The 17,887-nt window shown below is 71.9% G+C and carries 12 protein-coding genes; 2 read left to right on the plus strand and 10 right to left on the minus strand.

Going from position 1 to position 17,887, the window contains the following annotated elements; all coding sequences use genetic code 11:
- Positions 1–33 precede the first annotated feature (33 nt).
- The 5 genes from H4696_RS21830 to gltB all read right to left on the minus strand — a co-directional run bounded on the left by H4696_RS21830 (position 34) and on the right by gltB (position 9,842).
- The gene (locus tag H4696_RS21830; RefSeq protein ID WP_143265374.1) at positions 34–1,158 is read right to left on the minus strand and encodes a ScyD/ScyE family protein; all 1,125 of its coding nucleotides are present in this window, start codon (positions 1,156–1,158) and stop codon (positions 34–36) included.
- Positions 1,159–1,307: 149 nt separating this feature from the next.
- Positions 1,308–2,690, minus strand: coding sequence for an alpha/beta hydrolase (locus H4696_RS21835; protein WP_086864370.1), 1,383 nt, complete (start codon positions 2,688–2,690; stop codon positions 1,308–1,310).
- A gap of 81 nt (positions 2,691–2,771) precedes the next feature.
- The gene (locus tag H4696_RS21840; RefSeq protein WP_086864373.1) at positions 2,772–3,659 is read right to left on the minus strand and encodes a trypsin-like serine peptidase; all 888 of its coding nucleotides are present in this window, start codon (positions 3,657–3,659) and stop codon (positions 2,772–2,774) included.
- A 128-nt stretch (positions 3,660–3,787) separates the two neighbouring features.
- A complete protein-coding gene (locus tag H4696_RS21845) occupies positions 3,788–5,296 on the minus strand; it encodes a glutamate synthase subunit beta (protein ID WP_086864371.1) in 1,509 nt (502 codons plus the stop codon).
- Positions 5,289–9,842: a glutamate synthase large subunit gene (gene gltB, locus H4696_RS21850; protein ID WP_192782468.1), complete on the minus strand. Its 4,554-nt coding sequence runs from the start codon at positions 9,840–9,842 to the stop codon at positions 5,289–5,291. The genes H4696_RS21845 and gltB overlap by 8 nt, the downstream gene beginning before the upstream one ends.
- A 312-nt stretch (positions 9,843–10,154) precedes the next feature.
- Between gltB and H4696_RS21855 the strand changes: the two genes are divergently transcribed.
- On the plus strand, positions 10,155–10,943 hold the full coding sequence (locus tag H4696_RS21855) for an SDR family oxidoreductase (protein WP_086856533.1): 789 nt from the start codon (positions 10,155–10,157) through the stop codon (positions 10,941–10,943).
- Positions 10,944–11,071: 128 nt separating this feature from the next.
- Here the strand turns inward: H4696_RS21855 and lgt are convergent, their stop codons facing one another.
- Genes lgt through H4696_RS21875 form a run of 4 tightly spaced genes read right to left on the minus strand, consistent with a single transcriptional unit; the run spans position 11,072 to position 15,827 of the window.
- Complete coding sequence (gene lgt, locus H4696_RS21860; RefSeq protein WP_192782469.1) at positions 11,072–12,088, minus strand: prolipoprotein diacylglyceryl transferase; 1,017 nt, start codon at positions 12,086–12,088, stop codon at positions 11,072–11,074.
- 18 nt (positions 12,089–12,106) lie between these two features.
- On the minus strand, positions 12,107–13,276 hold the full coding sequence (locus tag H4696_RS21865) for a M20 metallopeptidase family protein (protein ID WP_086856535.1): 1,170 nt from the start codon (positions 13,274–13,276) through the stop codon (positions 12,107–12,109).
- Positions 13,273–14,397: an amidohydrolase family protein gene (locus H4696_RS21870; protein ID WP_086856536.1), complete on the minus strand. Its 1,125-nt coding sequence runs from the start codon at positions 14,395–14,397 to the stop codon at positions 13,273–13,275. The genes H4696_RS21865 and H4696_RS21870 overlap by 4 nt, the downstream gene beginning before the upstream one ends.
- Complete coding sequence (locus H4696_RS21875) at positions 14,394–15,827, minus strand: APC family permease (protein ID WP_249026851.1); 1,434 nt, start codon at positions 15,825–15,827, stop codon at positions 14,394–14,396. Before H4696_RS21875 ends, H4696_RS21870 begins: the two co-directional genes overlap by 4 nt.
- A gap of 50 nt (positions 15,828–15,877) precedes the next feature.
- On the opposite strand from H4696_RS21875, the gene H4696_RS21880 reads away from it, so the two are divergent.
- Positions 15,878–17,236 carry a type I glutamate--ammonia ligase gene (locus H4696_RS21880; RefSeq protein WP_192782470.1) on the plus strand — a complete coding sequence of 453 codons (1,359 nt, stop codon included), beginning with the start codon at positions 15,878–15,880 and terminating at the stop codon, positions 17,234–17,236.
- On the opposite strand, the gene H4696_RS21885 is transcribed toward H4696_RS21880, so the two are convergent.
- Positions 17,228–17,884, minus strand: coding sequence for a peptidoglycan recognition protein family protein (locus H4696_RS21885; RefSeq protein ID WP_086856539.1), 657 nt, complete (start codon positions 17,882–17,884; stop codon positions 17,228–17,230). The two genes, H4696_RS21880 and H4696_RS21885, sit on opposite strands and share 9 nt — an antisense overlap.
- Between the last annotated feature and the right edge of the window lie 3 nt (positions 17,885–17,887).

Consider the following 17,887-nt stretch of genomic DNA (forward strand, 5'->3'; position numbering starts at 1 on the left):
GCCGGAACCCCGTTTCCCGCCCGCGACCGGCGGTCAGCCGCGCGGGACGAGCCGGACGACCGACCCCGTGCCCTGCGACGTGCCGTTGTCGCTCACGAACACCTCGTCACCCCGCACGGCCAGTCCGGTCGCCGCGGCCAGGCCGTCCGACGCCAGCACCGTCCGGCTGCCGTTCTTCTCCACCCGGGTCAGCACGCCGGGCGACGGCGGCGCCGCGATCCCGTCCCGGGCGAACGTCAAGGCCAGCAGCCTGCCCTCGCGGTCGAACGCCAGGTCGGTCAGCGCCGTGAAGCCGTCGGCGTGGATCTTCGGCGGCTGCCCCGGCACCACGCGCCACACGCGCGCCGCGCCCACCGCGATGCTGCTCAGCTCGGACACGTAGAGCGCGCCGTCGGGACCGACGACGACCGACGTCGGCACGCTCTGCACCGGAATCTGCGTCCCCGGCGGCAGGCCGAGGAACGGCGGCGCGGTGACGAGCTTCGGCGGGAACACCGCGAGCACGCTGATCCGGCCCCGGCCGTCGACGTAGAGCAGGTCGTTGCCCGCCGCGTCGGCGACCGCGAAGCCGTCGCGGTAGCGCGTCATCCCGAACGGGTTCGAGTCGATCACCGGCGTGTCCGGGCTCGCCCCGGCGCCGTGGTCGGGGTTGTTCTTCGCCTCGAACGCGGCGAAGTCCGGGCCGGGCTCGACGTGCGGGCCGAAGGCGAACGACAGCTTCCCGAGCAGCCGCCCGTCCGTGCCGAACGGGTTGGCGCCGGTCGCCGGGTCGATCAGCACGTCGCCGGCCAGCAGGGCCGGAATGCCGTGGACGAACGCGACGTCCGTCGGACCGGCGACGGCGGCTCCGCCGGGCGCGGCCGCGGACGGCAGGCCGGTCAGGATCCGGCGGACCCCGCCGTGGCCGTCGAGCTGCGCCACCGAGCCGCTGAGCCCGAAGCAGGCGGGCCCTTCCGGGCCTTCGACGCACTTGCCGGTGCCGCCCGCGCCGGCTTCGGCGACGTAGAGCCTGCCGTCGTGGACGGTCAGGTGCCGGGGGTTGTTCAACCCGGTGGCGACCGTCTTCAGGCCGCCCTGGCCGGCATCGGCCCCGGGCGCGGCGACGACCACGGCTGCGGCCGACACGGCCACCACCGCGGCCCGCACGAGTCTGGACATGACTTGCCACCTCTCCGCCCGGCTCCGTGATTGATCCACAGTGGACCCTGGAGACCGGGCGGAGTGATTGTGCGCCCCGGCAAGGGGAAAACCGCCAATGAAGACCGGTCGGGTGAACGAGTCCGCCCCATGGGGCAGCGGACATTTTCTCACCGGCAGAAGCGATCCACCGCGGGGAAAACCCCATCCCGCAGATATCCCAGCACGGTGGCGTTCCCGCACGCGTTGTCCCGCGTGAAGACGCCGTGCCCACCCGCGGCGACGGTCACCATCCGCGCCCGGTTTCCGAACGCCGCCCGCGTCTCGCGTGCGCCCGAAAGCGGGGTCGCCGGGTCGCGCTCGTTCTGCACCAGCAGCACGTTCGCCGGCCCCGGACCGCCGACCCGCACCGGGGGTTCGGCCCGCTCGACCGGCCAGAACGCGCACGGGTTCACGTTCGCCGCCGCGGGACCGAACATCGGGTGCCGCGCCCGTTCGCGGTCGACCGCGCGCTGGTAGTAGCCGAGCTGTTCGGGCCAGTCCGAGTCGTTGCAGATCACCTGGAGCTGCAGCGCCGCGTGGTTGTCGCCGTCGAGCGGCCCCGCGGCGACGCGCGCGGTGCCCGCCCACTCGGCGGCGAGCGCGGGGAACGACGCGTCGTCGTAGAACGCGTTCCACGTGTCCGAGCGGAACTCCGGGCCCCGCACGGCGGCCAGCTCGAAGAACTTCGCCGTCACCGCCGCGGGCGTCCGCCCCAGGTGGTAGACGTCGTCACGGGCGGCGGCCCACGCGGCGAAGTCCGGGAACCGGTCGTCGAACCCTTCGGCGAAACGCTGGTTCGCGCGGACGTCGAGGCCGGCCGGGCCGAGGACGCTGTCGAGCACGATCCGGTCGCCGCGGTCCGGGAACATCGACGCGTAGGCGGCGCCGAGGTAACTGCCGTAGGAGACGCCGTAGAAGGAGATCTTGTTCTCCCCCAGCGCTTCACGGATCCGGTCGAGGTCGCGCGCGGTGTTCGCGGTCGTCATGTGCGGGAGCAGGTCCTTTGTGGACGCTTCACCACACTGCTTCGCCACGACCCGCGCTTTCGCCGCGGTGGCAACGACATCCCGGGGACCGTTCGCGTACGGGCCCAGCACGGCGCCGCGCTGCTCGGGCGTCATCGTGCACGTCACGGGCGTGCTGTAGGTGGTGCCACGCGGGTCGAACCCGATGACGTCGTAGGCGTCCGGCAGGCCGGAGCCGCCCATCCGCTGCACCAGTTGCGCGGGCATGGCGAGGCCGGGACTGCCCGGGCCGCCGGGGTTCATCAGCAGGACGCCGCGCCGCTTGCCGGGGACGCCGGCGTGCCGCGAGAGCGTCAGCTCGATGGTGCGCTCCGGGTGCGCGTAGTCGAGCGGCACGCGCAAGGTGGCGCATTCGAGCCCGGCCGTGGGCGACGGCGACATCCCGTAGTCCGGACACGGGCTCGTCCACTTCAGACTCGGCGACGCGTCCGCCGGAGGTGCCGCGAGCAAGGGCAGGAAAGCCAGGAGTACCAAAGATTTCCGCATCCCCCGAGCCTGGCCCGGCGGAGGCGCGCGGACGTCAGCCCAGGGGCCGGACCCGGAGGTCCTCCCCTGGGCTGACCGTGCTCACGCGGCTTGCGCGCGGTTGTACAGGTTCTGCGCGTCGGTGCCGAAGTACGGCCCGAACATGTAGCCCGGCAGGAAGGTGTAGCCGAAGCTGTTCACCGAGGCCTGCACGCCGGTTCCGGTGCCCTCGTTGAACGACAGGAACCACGGCCCGCCGCTGGAGCCGCCGGTCATGTCGCACCGCATGGCGTGGTCCTGCGTCAGCAGGAAGTCGGTGAAGGTGCTGCCGCTGCAGTAGATCAGCTTCGTCCCGTCGTACGGCGAGGCGGCCGGGTAGCCGAAGGTGTACATGCTCTGGTTCTTCGGCTGATTGAAGGCGATACCCTGCGCGCCGACGACGTCGGTGAGCCGCTGCCCGTTGAGCGGGTTCACGACGGCCATGCCGACGTCGTAGTTCATGTCCTCACTGGCTTCCCACTGCGGCGTGGTCAGCGTGGACTTCGCGGCCCACTGGCCGTAGGGCGCGTTCCCGTTGTTGTAGCCGGGTACGAAGACCCATTCGGTGTGCCAGGTGCCCTGGTACTTGACGCAGTGCCCGGCGGTGACGACGACGCTGCCGTTGGCGCTGGTCACGGCGTCGCCGGAGCAGGAGGCCTTCTGCCCGTTGAAGAGGAAGAACACGCGCCCGGCGGTCTGGGTGACCTTGCCGCCGCCGGTCCAGGCACCCCCGCCGTTCGGGATGCTCTGGATGATCGCGCTCTGTCCTTTCGCCACGTCCTTTTGGCTCACGCGCGGCGCTTTGACGAGCTTGTCCATCGGGACGGCCGCCCGCATGGCATCGGGCGTCCAGAAGGGTTTCGGCGCGGCCTGGGCGGGCACGCCGACCAGGGCGAATACGAGGGAGAGGACGGCGGTGACGACCGCGGCCCGGATTGTCGTGTGCTTCAAGACGCCCACCTTCCGCCGAGGTGAATTGCCGCAAAAGCGGCACAGCTACTCGAAAGTAGTTGTCACCTCACGGAGTGCACACCGCCATTCGGCCGTATCCGATACGGCCGAATGGCGGTGCAATGGGCTCAGACGACCGCGAGCGGCAACGCCGTCGGGTGGACCGGGGCCGGGAGGTCCGACGCGCCCGTCAGGTACGTGTCGACCGCGTTGGCCACCGAACGGCCCTCCGCGATCGCCCACACCACCAGCGAAGCGCCGCGGTGGGCGTCGCCGCAGACGAACACGCCCGGGGTTTCCGTCTGCCAGTCCGCGCCGCACGAGAGGGTGCCCCGGCGGGTCAGGGACAGGCCCAGCCCGTCCAGCAGCGGCATCTCCTCGACGCCTTCGAAGCCGATCGCCAGCAGGACCAGGTCCGCCGGCAGGGTCTCGACCTCGTCGGTCACCGGGATGACCTCGCGGCGGCCGGTGGCCGGGTCCTTCTGGACCTTCACCTGCTGCAGTTCGACCGCCTTCACGGCGCCGGAATCATCGCCGACGAAGCGCTTGACCGCCACCGCGAACTTCCGCTCGCCCGCTTCCTCGTGCGCCGGGTACGTGCGCAGGATGTACGGCCACGTCGGCCACGGCGAACGCTCGTCGTCCCTGGTGGACGGCGGGGTCGGGTACTGGTCGAGCTGCGTCACCGAACGCGCGCCCTGGCGGGTGGCCGTGCCGTAGGAGTCCGCGCCCGTGTCGCCGCCGCCGATGATCACCACGTGCTTGCCGCGCGCGTCGATCGCCGGGGGGCCGTCGCCCTCGACGTACTTGTTGGCCGGGACCAGGTGTTCCATCGCCAGGTGGATGCCCGCCAGCTCGCGGCCCGGCGTCGTCGTGTCGTCGCGGCCGCGCAGGGCGCCCACCGCCAGCACCACCGCGTCGTACTGCGCGCGCAGGTCTTCCACCGAGAGGTCGACGCCGACCTCGCAGCCGGTGACGAACCGGGTGCCTTCCTTGCGCAGCTGCGCCAGGCGGCGGTCGAGGACCTTCTTCTCCATCTTGAACTCGGGGATGCCGTAGCGCAGCAGGCCGCCGAGGCGGTCGTCGCGCTCGAACACCGTCACCTCGTGGCCGGCGCGGGTCAGCTGCTGGGCGGCCGCAAGCCCGGCCGGGCCGGAGCCGACGACCGCGACACGGCGGCCACTGGCCACTTCGGACACCTGCGGCTGGACGTAGCCCGCTTCCCAGGACTGGTCGGCGATCGTCTGCTCGACGCGCTTGATCGCCACCGGCCCGCCGGACAGCGGCGAAATCGACAGCACGCAGCCCGCCTCGCACGGCGCCGGGCACAGCTTCCCGGTGAACTCGGGGAAGTTGTTGGTCGCGTGCAGCCGGTCGCTCGCCGCGGCCCAGTCGCCGCGGCGGACCAGGTCGTTCCACTCCGGGATCAGGTTGCCCAGCGGGCAGCCGGAGCCGCCGGAGTGGCAGAACGGGATGCCGCAGTCCATGCAGCGCGACGCCTGCTTGCGCACCTTTTCGTTGCGCTCGGCCGGGTCGACGTCCGCGTAGACCTCGCCCCACGAGGAAAGCCGTTCCTCGTAGGACTTCTTCGGCGGCTCTTCGCGGTCGTACTTCAGGAAACCGGTCGGGTCAGCCACGAGCGGCCTCCATGATCGCCTCGTCGACGTCGCGGCCGGCGGCACGAGCCGCCTTCGCCGCGTCCAGGACCCGCTGGTAGTCGCGCGGCATCACCTTCGTGAACGCCACCGACCGGCGCGGCCAGTCGCCGAGCAGCGAGGCCGCCACCGCGGAGCGGGTGAGATCGTAGTGCTGTTGCACGGTTTTCTTGAGCCAGGCCAGGTCGTCGGCGGTCGGCTTGAGCAGGTCCACCATGTCCTGGTTGACCTTCTTGCGGTCGACGTCGAGCACGAACGCCATGCCGCCGGACATGCCGGCCGCCAGGTTGCGCCCGGTCGGGCCGAGCACCACCGCGCGGCCGCCGGTCATGTACTCGAAGGCGTGGTCGCCGACGCCCTCGGCGACGACCGTGGCGCCGGAGTTGCGGACGCAGAAGCGTTCGCCGACCTGGCCGCGCAGGAAGATCTCGCCGGCGGTGGCGCCGTAGGCGATCGTGTTGCCCGCGATCGTCTGCGCCTCGGCCGCGAAGGTCGCCGCCGGGTCGGGGCGGACCACGATCCGGCCGCCGGACAGGCCCTTGCCGACGTAGTCGTTCGCGTCGCCGACCATGTCGAGGGTGATGCCGCGCGGCAGGAACGCGCCGAGCGACTGGCCCGCCGAGCCGGTGAGCGTGACGTTGATCGTGCCCTCGGGCAGGCCGTCGCCGCCGTAGCGGCGGGTGATCTCCGAGCCGAGCAGCGTGCCGACGGTCCGGTTGACGTTGCGCACCGGCAGCTCGATATTCACGTGGTGCGCGTCTTCCAGCGCCGCCTCGGCGAGCTGGATGAGCGTGCGGTCCAGCGCGTGCTCGAGCCCGTGGTCCTGGCCGCGCGTGCGCCGCTTGGCGCCGCCGTACGGGGTCTCCGACGGCATCTCGAAGATCGGCGCCAGGTCCAAACCGGACGCCTTCCAGTGGTCGACGGCCTCGTCGGTGTTCAGCAGCTCGGCGTGGCCGATGGCCTCGTCGAGCGTGCGGAAGCCCAGCGCCGCCAGGGTTTCCCGGACTTCTTCGGCGACGAACTTGAAGAAGTTGACGACGTGCTCGACCTGGCCGGTGTAGCGCTTGCGGAGCTCGGGGCTCTGCGTGGCGACGCCGACCGGGCAGGTGTCGAGGTGGCAGACGCGCATCATGATGCAGCCCGCGACGACGAGGGGGGCCGTCGCGAAGCCGTACTCCTCGGCGCCGAGCAGCGCCGCGATGACGACGTCGCGCCCGGTCTTCATGGCGCCGTCCACCTGCACGGTGATCCGGTCGCGCAACCCGTTGAGCAGCAACGTCTGCTGGGTCTCGGCGAGGCCGATCTCCCACGGCGTGCCCGCGTGCTTGAGCGAGTTCATCGGGGACGCGCCGGTGCCGCCGTCGTGGCCCGAGATGAGCACGACGTCCGCGTGCGCCTTGGACACGCCCGCCGCGACCGTGCCGACGCCCAGCGAGGACACCAGCTTCACGTGGATGCGGGCGTGCTCGTTGGCGTTCTTGAGGTCGTGGATCAGCTGCGCCAGGTCCTCGATGGAGTAGATGTCGTGGTGTGGCGGCGGGGAAATCAGCCCGACGCCCGGCGTCGAGTGCCGGGTCCGCGCGATCCACGGGTACACCTTGTTCGGCGGCAGCTGGCCGCCTTCGCCGGGCTTCGCGCCCTGCGCCATCTTGATCTGTATGTCGTCGGCGTTGACGAGGTACTCGCTCGTGACGCCGAAGCGGCCCGAAGCGACCTGCTTGATCGCGCTGCGGCGTTCGGGGTCGTAGAGCCGCTCGGGGTCCTCGCCGCCCTCGCCGGTGTTGGACCGGCCGCCGATGCGGTTCATCGCGATGGCCAGGGTTTCGTGTGCCTCGGCCGAAATCGAGCCGTACGACATCGCGCCGGTGTTGAAGCGCTTGAAAATCGCTTCGGCGGGCTCGACCTCGTCCAGCGGTACCGGCTCGCGGACGCCGTCCTTGAACGAGAACAGCCCGCGCAGCGTGCCGCCCTCGCGGTAGAGGCGGTGCACCTCTTCGGTGTACTTGCGGTACACCTCGTCGCGGCCGGTCTTGGACGCGTGCTGCAGCAGGAACACCGTCTCCGGCGTGAACAGGTGCAGCTCGCCCTCGCGGCGGTAGGCGTACTCGCCGCCGGTGTCGAGTCCACGGTGGACCCGATCGGTCGGGTTTTCCGGGTAAGCGCGGCGGTGGCGCACGGCCACCTCTTCGGCCAGCACCTCGAGCCCGACGCCGCCGAGCTTGGACGACGTCCCGGTGAAGTACTCGTCGAGCAGGTCCTGGCTCAGGCCGAGGGATTCGAAGACCTGGGCGGCGGTGTACGCGCCGACCGTGGAGATGCCCATCTTGGACATGATCTTCAGGACGCCCTTGACCAGCGCCTGCACGTAGTTGCGGATCGCCTTGGCCGGCTCGATCCCGGTGACCGCGCCCTGCCCGATCATGTCCTCGATGGTCTCGAAGGCCAGGTACGGGTTGACCGCGGCGGCGCCGTAGCCGAGCAGCAGCGCGATGTGGTGCACCTCGCGCGCGTCACCGGACTCGACGACCAGCGCGACGCGCAGGCGTTCCTTGGTGCGGACCAGGTGGTGGTGCACCGCGGAAACCAGCAGCAGCGACGGGATCGGTGCCATCCGGTGGTCGGAGTCGCGGTCGGACAGCACGAGCGTGCGCGCACCGGCCGCGATCGCCTCGGAGGCCTCCCGCCGCACGCGCTCGATGGCCGACGCCAGCGCCTCGGCGCCGCCGTCCACTTCGTACAGTCCGGAAAGGACACTGCAGGCGAAGCCGGGGAGGTCGCCGTCGTCGTTGATGTGGATGAGCTTGGCCAGCTCGTCGTTGTCGATCACCGGGTACGGCAGCTTCAGGTGGCGACAGGACGCCGGGCCGGGGGCCAGGAGGTTGCGCTCCGGGCCCATGATCCGCGCCATGCAGGTGACCAGCTCTTCGCGGATCGCGTCCAGCGGCGGGTTGGTCACCTGGGCGAAGTTCTGCTTGAAGTAGTCGTAGAGCAGCCGGGATCGCTTCGACAGCACCGCGGGCGGGGTGTCGGAGCCCATCGAGCCGATCGGCTCGGCGCCCTTCTCGGCCATCGGCGCGAGCAGGATCTTGAGCTCTTCTTCGGTGTAGCCGAAGGAAAGCTGGCGGCGCAGCACCGAATCGTGGCTCTGCACGACGTGGTCGCGGTCGGGCAGCTCGGCGATCTGCAGCAGGCCCGCGTGCAGCCACGAGTCGTAGGGCAGCTCGCTCGCCAGCGCGGACTTGACCTCTTCGTCGTCCACGATCCGGCCGGCCTCGGTGTCGACCAGGAACATCCGGCCGGGCTTGAGCCGCCCCTTGGCCACGACGTCCTTCGGGGCCACGTCCAGGACGCCGGCCTCGCTGGCGAGCACGACGCGGTCGTCGGCCGTGCGCCACCAGCGCGCCGGGCGCAGGCCGTTGCGGTCCAGGACCGCGCCGACCAGGGTGCCGTCGGTGAAGGTGACGCAGGCGGGGCCGTCCCACGGCTCCATCAGGCTCGCGTGGAACTGGTAGAACGCGCGGCGCTCGGGCTTCATGGTGGCGTGGTTTTCCCACGCCTCCGGGATCATCATCAGCACGGCGTGCGGCAGCGACCGCCCGCCGAGGTGCAGCAGCTCCAGGACCTCGTCGAACGACGCCGAGTCCGACGCGTCCGGCGAGCAGATCGGGAACAGCCGCGAGAGGTCGCCGTCGAGGACCTCGGACTCCAGCAGCGCCTCGCGCGCCCGCATGCGGTTGCGGTTGCCGCGGATGGTGTTGATCTCGCCGTTGTGGGCCACGAACCGGAACGGGTGCGCCAGCGGCCACGACGGGAAGGTGTTGGTGGAGAAGCGGGAGTGCACCAGCGCGATGGCGCTTTCCAGCCGCTCGTCGCGCAGGTCGGCGAAGAACGCCGGCAGCTGCTCCGGCGTCACCATGCCCTTGTAGACGATCGTCCGCGAAGACAGCGACGGGAAGTACGTGCCGCAGCCGGAGTTCGCGCTTTCGTGCTCGACGCGCTTGCGCAGGCAGAACGCGAGGCGGTCCAGCTCCAGACCCGCTTTTCCGTCCGCCGTCACGAAAAGCATGGCGAAGTGCGGCATGACCGAGCGCGCGGTCGGGCCGATGTCGGCGCGGTCGGCGTCGACCGGCACCTCCCGCCAGCCGAGGACCTCGAGTCCTTCTTCGACGGCGATGCGTTCGGCCAGCTCGACGGCCTTGCGGCGCTGCTCGGCGTCTTCGGGGAGGAACGCGATGCCGGCGGCGTAGGTGTGGTGGCCGCGCTCGTCGGGTTCGGGCAGCGCGAAGCCGGCTTCCGCGCGCAGCAGCACATCGGGCAGCTGCAGCAGGATGCCGGCACCGTCGCCGCTGGTGGGTTCGGCGCCGGCGGCGCCGCGGTGGTCGAGGTTGGTCAGCGCGGCGAGGCCGTCGGTGACGATGCCGTGGGAGCGGCGCCCGCGGATGTCGGCCACCATGGCCACACCGCAGGAGTCCTGTTCGGTCTCCGGATCGTAGAGACCCTGCTTGCCGGGAATGGCGGAGAAGATCATGAAGGGACCTCCTTCGTCGTCTTGTCGTGCGGGGCCGGGCTACCGGCCGGGGAGCGCACGGGACGACGATGGCCCGCTTGTTAGCGCGACTTTAACACCTGGGAAACACGTCAGCATCAATTCAGAGCGCCCCGGACTGCGGCGGACGGTAACGATCTGGCTGCGCGGAACGACGTAGTTCCTGATGGGTTCCCGGTAGTTCGCGGCGCTAAGTATACGTCGTGGAAACTCCGGTCAAGCCTAACGTGACCAGCCCGACCCGGCACGTTCGCGCTGTGTGCGCCGTCACTAGAACGTGTTACATTTCGCCGCATGATCCTTGACCGGTTCAAGCTCACCGACCAGGTCGCCGTCGTCACCGGCGCGGGCCGCGGGATCGGCGCGGCCACCGCCGTGGCCCTCGCCGAAGCGGGCGCCGACGTGGTCATCGCCTCCCGCACCGCCGCCCAGCTCGAGGAAGTGGCCTCGCGCGTCTCCGCGGCGGGCCGCCGCGCGGTCACGGTTCCCGTCGACCTCTCCTCCCCCGAAGCCGCGGCGGCGCTGGCGGCGACGGCGGTGGCGGAGTTCGGGCGCCTCGACCTGGTGGTCAACAACGTCGGCGGCACCTACCCGCGTCCCCTGCTGGAGACCACCGCGGAGTTCCTCGAGGAAGCGTTCCGCTTCAACGTGGCGACCGCGCACGCGCTGACCGCGGCGGCGGCCCCCGCCCTGCTGGAGACCGGCGGCTCGGTCGTCAACATCTCGTCGGTGATGGGCCGGGTCTCGGGCCGCGGCTTCGCGGCGTACGGCACGGCGAAGGCGGCCTTGGCCCACTACACCCGCCTGGCGGCCGCCGACCTGGCCCCGAAGGTCCGGGTGAACGCGATCTCGGTGGGCTCGGTGGCGACGTCGGCCCTGGAGATCGTGGTGGGCAACCCGGAGCTGAAGGCCAAGATGGAGTCCGCCACCCCGCTGAAGCGCATCGGCGAGGCCGAGGACATCGCGGCGACGGTGGTGTTCCTGGCCTCGCGCGCCGGCGGGTACATCACGGGCAAGATCCTCGAGGTCGACGGCGGTCTGCAGACCCCGAACCTGGAGCTGGGCCTGCCCGACCTCGGCTGACCGGAACTGTCGGCCCCGCCCGGTAGCGTGGAAAACGGGGGGCGGCGCCCCGACCCCGCACGTCGGAGCAGGGCCCGGGTACGACGAAGGCCACCGCCGGGCGTCCGGCGATGGCCTTCGGGAAAGCGTCAGCTCTCGTCGGTCTTCTTCGGCTCTTCGGCGGCCGGAGCCTCCTCCGAGGCGGGTTTCTCCGGCGCCGGGGCCTCGGCCGCCACCTTCGCGTGCTCCGGCTCCTCCTCTGCGGCCACCGGGGTCTCGTCCGGACCGGGCGCGTCCTTGCTCACCAGCGTCTCCGGCAGCTCCCGCGGCCCCCGCTTCGCGGCGAGCACGAAGTACACCACGGCGGCCGCGAACAGCAGGATCGACGTCCACACGTTCACCCGCAGGCCGAGGATGTGGTTCGCGGTGTCGGTCCGCATCATCTCGATCCAGCCGCGGCCGACCGTGTACCCGGCGACGTACAGCGCGAACACCCGCCCGTGCCCGAGCTTGAAGCGCCGGTCCGCCCAGACGACCAGCAGCGCGACCAGCAGGTTCCAGATCAGCTCGTACAGGAACGTCGGGTGCACCGGGCTCTCCGGCAGCGGGATGTGCCCGGTCGCGACGCCGTTGAGCAGGTTGTCCGGGTCCTCCGGGTTGAAGCGCTGGTAGACCTCCAGGCCCCACGGCAGGTCGGTGTGCGCGCCGTAGAGCTCCTGGTTGAAGTAGTTGCCGATGCGGCCGATGGCCTGCGCCACGACGATGCCCGGCGCGATCGCGTCCGCCATCGCCGGCAGCGGGATGCCCTTGCGGCGGCAGGCGATGAGCGCGCCCACCGCGCCGAGGGCGATGGCGCCCCAGATGCCGAGGCCGCCGTCCCAGATCGCGAACGCGTTCCAGGGGTTCTTGCCCTCGGTGAAGTACAGCTCGGGGTCGGTGATCACGTGGTACAACCGGCCGCCGACCAGGCCGAACGGCACCGCGAACACCGCGATGTCGATCACCGTGCCCTTGGTCCCGCCGCGGGCCGCCCAGCGCCGCTCGCCCCACCAGATCGCCACGATGATGCCGGCGATGATGCACAGGGCGTACGCGCGGAGCGGGATCGGTCCCAGGTGCCAGACCCCCCGGTCGGGACTGGGGATCGTCGCGAGGTAGGCGCTCATCACGCGGCCACCGTAGCGCTAAGGCGCCGGAGCCTCCAAGGCGGCCAGGTACCCCGCCACCAGCGCGTGCGCGACCTGGGTGACCGCTTCGTCGCGCGGGAGGAAGCGTTCGTCGTGCAGGCTGGGCACGCCCGCGGTGTCGCCGAGGCCGACGAACAGCATCAGCCCGCGGGTCGCGCCGCCGCAGTAGTGGGCGAAATCGTCCGCGCCGAACGACCGGAACTGGTCGTCGACGGCGAAGCCCGCGTGGCTCAGCCAGCGTTGCGCGCCCGCGGCCAGCGCGGCGTCGTTGTCCAGCACCGGCTCGCAGGGGCTGATCTCCAGCTCGGCGGTGCAGCCGTGCGCCCGCGCGGTGCCGTGCACGATGTCCGCGAGGGCTTCCAGCGCGCGGTCGCGGTCCTTGGTGCGCATCAGGCGGAGCGAGCCGAACGCGGTCGCGCTGTTCGGGATGACGTTGGCCGCCGCGCCCGCCTGGATCCGCCCGACCGAGCAGACGGCGCCGAACACCGGGTCGATCCGCCGCGACGCGAGCTGCTGCAGGCTCACGACCAGGTGAGACAGCGCCAGGATCGGGTCGCGCAGCAGGTGCGGGTAGCCGGCGTGGCCGCCCTGCCCGTAGAGGGTCACCTCGAACTCGTCGGTGGAGGCGTTCACCGGGCCGGGCACCGCGGCGACGACGCCGTGCGCAAGCCGCGGCTGGACGTGCGCGCCGATCACCGCGTCGACGCCGTGCTCGGTCAGCACGCCGGACTCGACGACGTCGAGCGCGCCCGGCGGCGACGTCTCCTCCCGCGGCTGCAGCAGCGCCAGGATCGGCCGGGGCACGCCGACGCGCACCGCCGCGCGGCCGACGGCGACCAGCGCGGCGAGGTGGACGTCGTGGCCGCACGCGTGCATCAGCTCGTTGCCCGACGCCCACGGCACGCGGGTGCCCTCCAGCACCGGGAGGGCGTCCAGCTCGGCGCGCAGCGCCACGGCCGGGCCGTCGCCGCCGGGCAGGCGGATCGCGCGGCCGGTCTTGGCGACGCGGACCCCGTCGCCCGCGCCGAGCGCCCCGGCGACCAGACGGGCGGTGTCCTCCTCGTCGCCGGAGCCGCGCGGGTCGGCGTGCACCGCGTGCCGGAGCTCCACGGCGGCGGGCAGTTCGTCGGCGATCGCCCGTGTCCACCGGGCCCACAGATCACTCACACGTGCTCCAAGCGGTAGATCCTCTGCGCGTTCTCACTTCCCACCAAAGCACACAGCCGGACGGCGTCCACTTCGGACACCGCGTCCGCGTCGAGCGCGGCGCGCACGAAGTCGGACAGGCCTTGCCGGAACAGGGCCGTGCCCAGGTGGTACAGCTCGGCCAGGCCGAACGCGTCGGTGGAGAAGAGGACCTTCCCGAACGGCGCGATCTCCAGCAGCTCGGCCAGGACCGCCGGTGCCCGGAACCCCGCGTTGTGCGTGATGAGCCCGGCGTCCACGAACACGTGCTCGAAAACCTGCGCGAGATACGCGGCGTTCCGGTGGTACGGGTAGTTGTGCAGCAGCAGGATCGGCACGCCGCGGTCGCGGGTGGCCCGCAGGAGCCCGGTGAGCAGCAGCGGGTCGCAGCGGTGCAGGTCGACGTCGGAGTCGCCGTAGCCGACGTGGAACTGCACCGGCAGGCCCAGGTCGAGGCCGGTGAAGACGAGGTGCCGGTGCAGCACCTCGTCGGCCAGCCGGGGGCTCCCGGTTCGCAGCCAGCGTCCCGCCGCGGCCGTCACCTCCGACGGCGACGGCCGCTCCCCCGCCAGCTCGAGGCCGACGCGGTAGGCGGCGATCGACTTGAGCCCGACGGCGGTTTTCGCGCGGTTCCCCAGCTCGTCGGCGAAGGCGGCGGCGAACCCTTCCGCGGTGGTCCCGCCGATGACGGACTCGGCGACCTGCTCCAGCCGGACGACGTCGTGCGCGCGGGTGCCCGCGAGCGCGGCGAACTCCGGGGTGGTGGTCAACGCTTCGGGCAGGAACCCGCCGTCCAGGAGGAAGTCGGTGGTGCCGGTGGCGCGCAGGAACCGCCGGGCCACCTCGGCCGCGCCCAGCTCGGCGCGGCGTTCGAGGTAGGCATCGGCGTCCGCGTGCTTCGGCAGGTCGAGCACCGGCGCGCAGCGTTCGCGCACGGCCAGCCCGATCAGCGAGTCGAACAGGCTCGTGCCGAGCGGCGAGGGCGCGTCGGCCTCGGTGAGCATCCCCTCGAAGTCCGCGCGGGCCACGTCCCGGGTGACGACACCGTGGCAGTGGTGGTCCACCAGCGGCAGGTCCGCGACGAACGGGAGCAGGTCGGTCATGCGCCTCCGTCCACGGTGGTCAGCCTCTCCCCCACCCTACGAGCGTAAGCGGGCGCCGACAGCACCAAGATCACCGCGAGCACCAGCACGGCCGCCGCGGCCACCGGGAACCAGCGCGCCGGTCCTTCGGCCGGATACGGCACCACGTTGACGTAGACGGTGTAGCCGAGCACGGCGAGCGCGCCGAGGGGGAACACCAGGTGCCACCCCGGCACGCGCATGCGGCGCTTCACGAACAGCAGCAGGATCGCGCCCGCGGTCGTGAGCAGGTAGATCACCAGCAGGATCAGCGTGCCGATCGAGCCCGACCAGGCGAACGTGTCCGCCGCGGTGGCGCCGAAGAACAGCGCGCACACCAGGATGATCAGCGCCGCCGCGCCGGTCACCGCGCCGACCGCGACCACCGGGGTGCCGCGGCTCGACGTCCGGCCGATGCCGCGGCCGCCGACGGCGTCGCGCCCCAGGGCGTAGAGCAGCCGCGAACCGCCGACGACGCAGGCGAGGCAGCAGCCGAACGCGCTGATCGCGGCCCCCACGCTGATCACGTCGCCGACCCACGCGCCCGCGTAGCGGCTGCCGAGATCGCCGAGCAGGGACGGCGAGTCGTGGAACGCGGCCGCGTCCGTGCCGAACGCCATCATCTCGACGGCGGTGACCACGACGAAGTAGCCGCCGCCGAAGATCGCCGTGCCGAGGATCGCGCGCGGGATGTTGCGCTTCGGGTCGTGCGTCTCCTCGCCGAGCGTGGCGGCGGCTTCGAAGCCGGCGAAGGACAGGAAGCCGAACACCGCGCCGAGGAACACCCCGGACAGCCCGGTTTCCGGGACGAAGACGTCGAGCGTGAACCGGGCGCCACCGGGCGCGCTCCCGGCCAGCAGGCGCACCAGGATCACCACCGTGACCAGCAGGATCACCGCGATCGTGGCGCCTTCGACGGCGAGCAGCGTGCTCGTGCCGCGGCGCGCGGGCAGCACCGCCAGGAGCCAGGCGCCGGCGAGCGCGACGGCGGTGAGCACGAACGGGCCCCAGGACGGCGGGTCCGGCCAGATCCCCGTCTGCGTCAGGAAAGCCGTGCCCAGGGTGCCCGCCGCCGAGCTCGTGACGACGGCGTAGAAGGTGTACGTGCCGAGGAGGCCGATGCCGGAGACGACGCCCGCGCGCGGGCCGAGGGTGGCGCCGACGAAGGCGTACACCGAACCGGCGTGCTGGTAGTGCCGGCAGAGCTTGACGAAACCGTAGGCGACCAGCAGCACGCCGACCGCGGAGAGCAGGAAGGCGAGGGGGACGGCGCGGCCGGCGGCGGCCGCGGTCTGCTGGGGGTTGATGTTGGCGGCCATGCTGGGCGCCATCAACGCCACGGACAGGCCGACGGCCTGCCAGACGGAGAGGGAGCGGCGCAGCCCTGGACGGGTTTCGACGGTGTCTGACACGATCTCCACCTCTTTCCTCGAAGCACTCAGTGAACATCGACGGGAGCCGAATGAGCCAGCTCGATCGGGCAGAACTCGCGCAGCAGGGCGCGATCCGGGCCGACGGCCTGCGCGCGGCCGGCGTGGAGCTGGTCGCGCTGACCTTCGTGGACAACAGCGGCATCGCCCGGGTGAAGGCCGTCCCGGTGGACCGGCTGTGGTCGGCGGCGGCCTGGGGCGTCGGCGCGTCGAACTCGTTCGACTTCTTCCTGGCCACCGACGACATCGCGGGCGGCACGTACTCGCGCGGCCCGGTCGGCGACCTGCGGCTGCACCCGGACCTCGACGCGCTCGTGCCGCTGGCGGCCCAGCCGGGCTGGGCGTGGGCGCCGGTCCGGAAGTACGACACCGAAGGCGAGCCGCACCCGCAGGACGCGCGGGCACTGGCCGCGGCGGCGACGGCCGAGCTGGCCGCGCAGGGCTACCGGGCGCGGCTGGCGTTCGAGCTCGAATGGGTGATCACCGCGGCGGACGCGCCGGACGACCCGCGCTCGGCCACGGCGGGCCCGGCCTACGGCTACGCGCGGCTTTCCTCGCAGGCGGCCTACCTGCGCACGCTGGTGTCCACGTTGTCCGCGCAAGGCGTTGCGGTGGAACAGATCCACCCGGAATACGCGGCCGGGCAGTTCGAGCTGTCGGTGGCGGCGGACGACCCGGTGCGCGCGGCCGACATCGCGGTGCTGACGCGGGAGACGATCCGGACGGTCAGCGAGCGGCACGGGCTGCGGGCCTCGTTCACGCCGAAGTTCGAACCGGGCGGCGTCGGCAACGGCGGCCACGTCCACCTGAGCATCTGGGACGGCGACCGCAACCTGTGCGCCGGCGGCGACGGTCCGTTCGGGCTGACGCGGACCGCGGAGGCGTTCGGCGCCGGGATCTTCGGCCGGCTGCCGGCCCTGCTGGCGATCGGCGCGCCGTCGGTGGTGAGCTACCTGCGGCTGGAACCGCACCACTGGGCGGGCGTGTTCAGCGCGTGGGGCCTGGAAAACCGCGAGGCGCCGCTGCGGCTGGTGCAGGGCCCGGCCGGGCAGCGCGACCGGACGGCGAACTTCGAGGTCAAGTGCTTCGACCTGACGGCGAACCCGTACCTGGTGGTGGCGGCGCTGCTGTTCGCGGGCCTGGCGGGCGTTTCCGCTGTTGCGACTCTCCCGGAACCGGTGGACGTCGACCCGGGAACGCTCGAGTCGGCGACCCGGCTCCCGACGTCGCTGGCCGAGGCGGTCACGGCGTTCGAGGCGGACTCGGCGCTGACGACGGCGTTCGGCCCGGAGCTGGCGACGACGCTGATGGACGTGCGCCGCGGCGAGATCGACCGGCTCGGTGCGCTGCCGCCGGAGGAGCTGTGCGCCGTGATGCGGTACCTACATTGACGCCTTCACCTCGTCGCGCAGCTGCGGCAGCTTGGCGTACAGGCGCTCGCCGGGGCACTCGGTGTTGTAGAAGTCGCGGTGGCCCTTGATCTCGTCCGGGGAAATGCCGTACTGGCGGCAGATGTAGGCGCAGAAGACGACGAGCGACGCCCACTGCGCTTCGGGCGGCTCGACGCTGGTGTAGGTGCCTTCGTTTTCGATGCCGATGGCGTTGGTGTTCTGCCCGGGGCAGTGCGCGCCCTGGATCATGGTGGTCCGGCCGCGCAACGCGTCGAGGCTGCCGTGCCGCCCCTCGAGCCGGTACCCACCGCGGCTGACGGTGAAGTGCTGGCCGGTGTCGGACCAGCCGTTGTTGTCCATGTGGTCGTGCTGGTCGTCCCGGGCGACCTGGAAGGCGTGGGCGAGCGAGTAGTCGGTGCTGTTGGGACAGGCGATGTGGTGGATGAGGATGCGGTTCGCCGGGTGGTCGAGGGTGGTGAGGGTGTCGGCCGGGGGCCGGGCACCCCACTCGGCGCAGCTGTAGATCCGGGGTTCGGTCTGCGCTTCCGCCGTATTGGCGAGCAGGAGCCCGGCCCCGCCCGCGACGGCGACGCCGGCCGCGCCGCGGAGGAAGGTGCGCCGCGGGAGTCGTCCTGAGTCGAAGTCCATGCC

The sequence above is a fragment of the Amycolatopsis lexingtonensis genome, assembly GCF_014873755.1.
In the GTDB taxonomy this organism is placed as follows: Bacteria; Actinomycetota; Actinomycetes; order Mycobacteriales; family Pseudonocardiaceae; genus Amycolatopsis; species Amycolatopsis lexingtonensis.

Bases quoted from the DNA above. Each gene is read 5' to 3' on its own strand.
- H4696_RS21880 (WP_192782470.1), top strand. From the start codon at position 15,878: ATGAGCCAGCTCGATCGGGCAGAACTCGCGCAGCAGGGCGCGATCCGG.
- H4696_RS21830 (WP_143265374.1), bottom strand. From the start codon at position 1,158: ATGTCCAGACTCGTGCGGGCCGCGGTGGTGGCCGTGTCGGCCGCAGCC.
- H4696_RS21835 (WP_086864370.1), bottom strand. From the start codon at position 2,690: ATGCGGAAATCTTTGGTACTCCTGGCTTTCCTGCCCTTGCTCGCGGCA.
- lgt (WP_192782469.1), bottom strand. From the start codon at position 12,088: ATGAGCGCCTACCTCGCGACGATCCCCAGTCCCGACCGGGGGGTCTGG.
- H4696_RS21855 (WP_086856533.1), top strand. From the start codon at position 10,155: ATGATCCTTGACCGGTTCAAGCTCACCGACCAGGTCGCCGTCGTCACC.
- H4696_RS21885 (WP_086856539.1), bottom strand. From the start codon at position 17,884: ATGGACTTCGACTCAGGACGACTCCCGCGGCGCACCTTCCTCCGCGGC.
- H4696_RS21870 (WP_086856536.1), bottom strand. From the start codon at position 14,397: ATGACCGACCTGCTCCCGTTCGTCGCGGACCTGCCGCTGGTGGACCAC.
- gltB (WP_192782468.1), bottom strand. From the start codon at position 9,842: ATGATCTTCTCCGCCATTCCCGGCAAGCAGGGTCTCTACGATCCGGAG.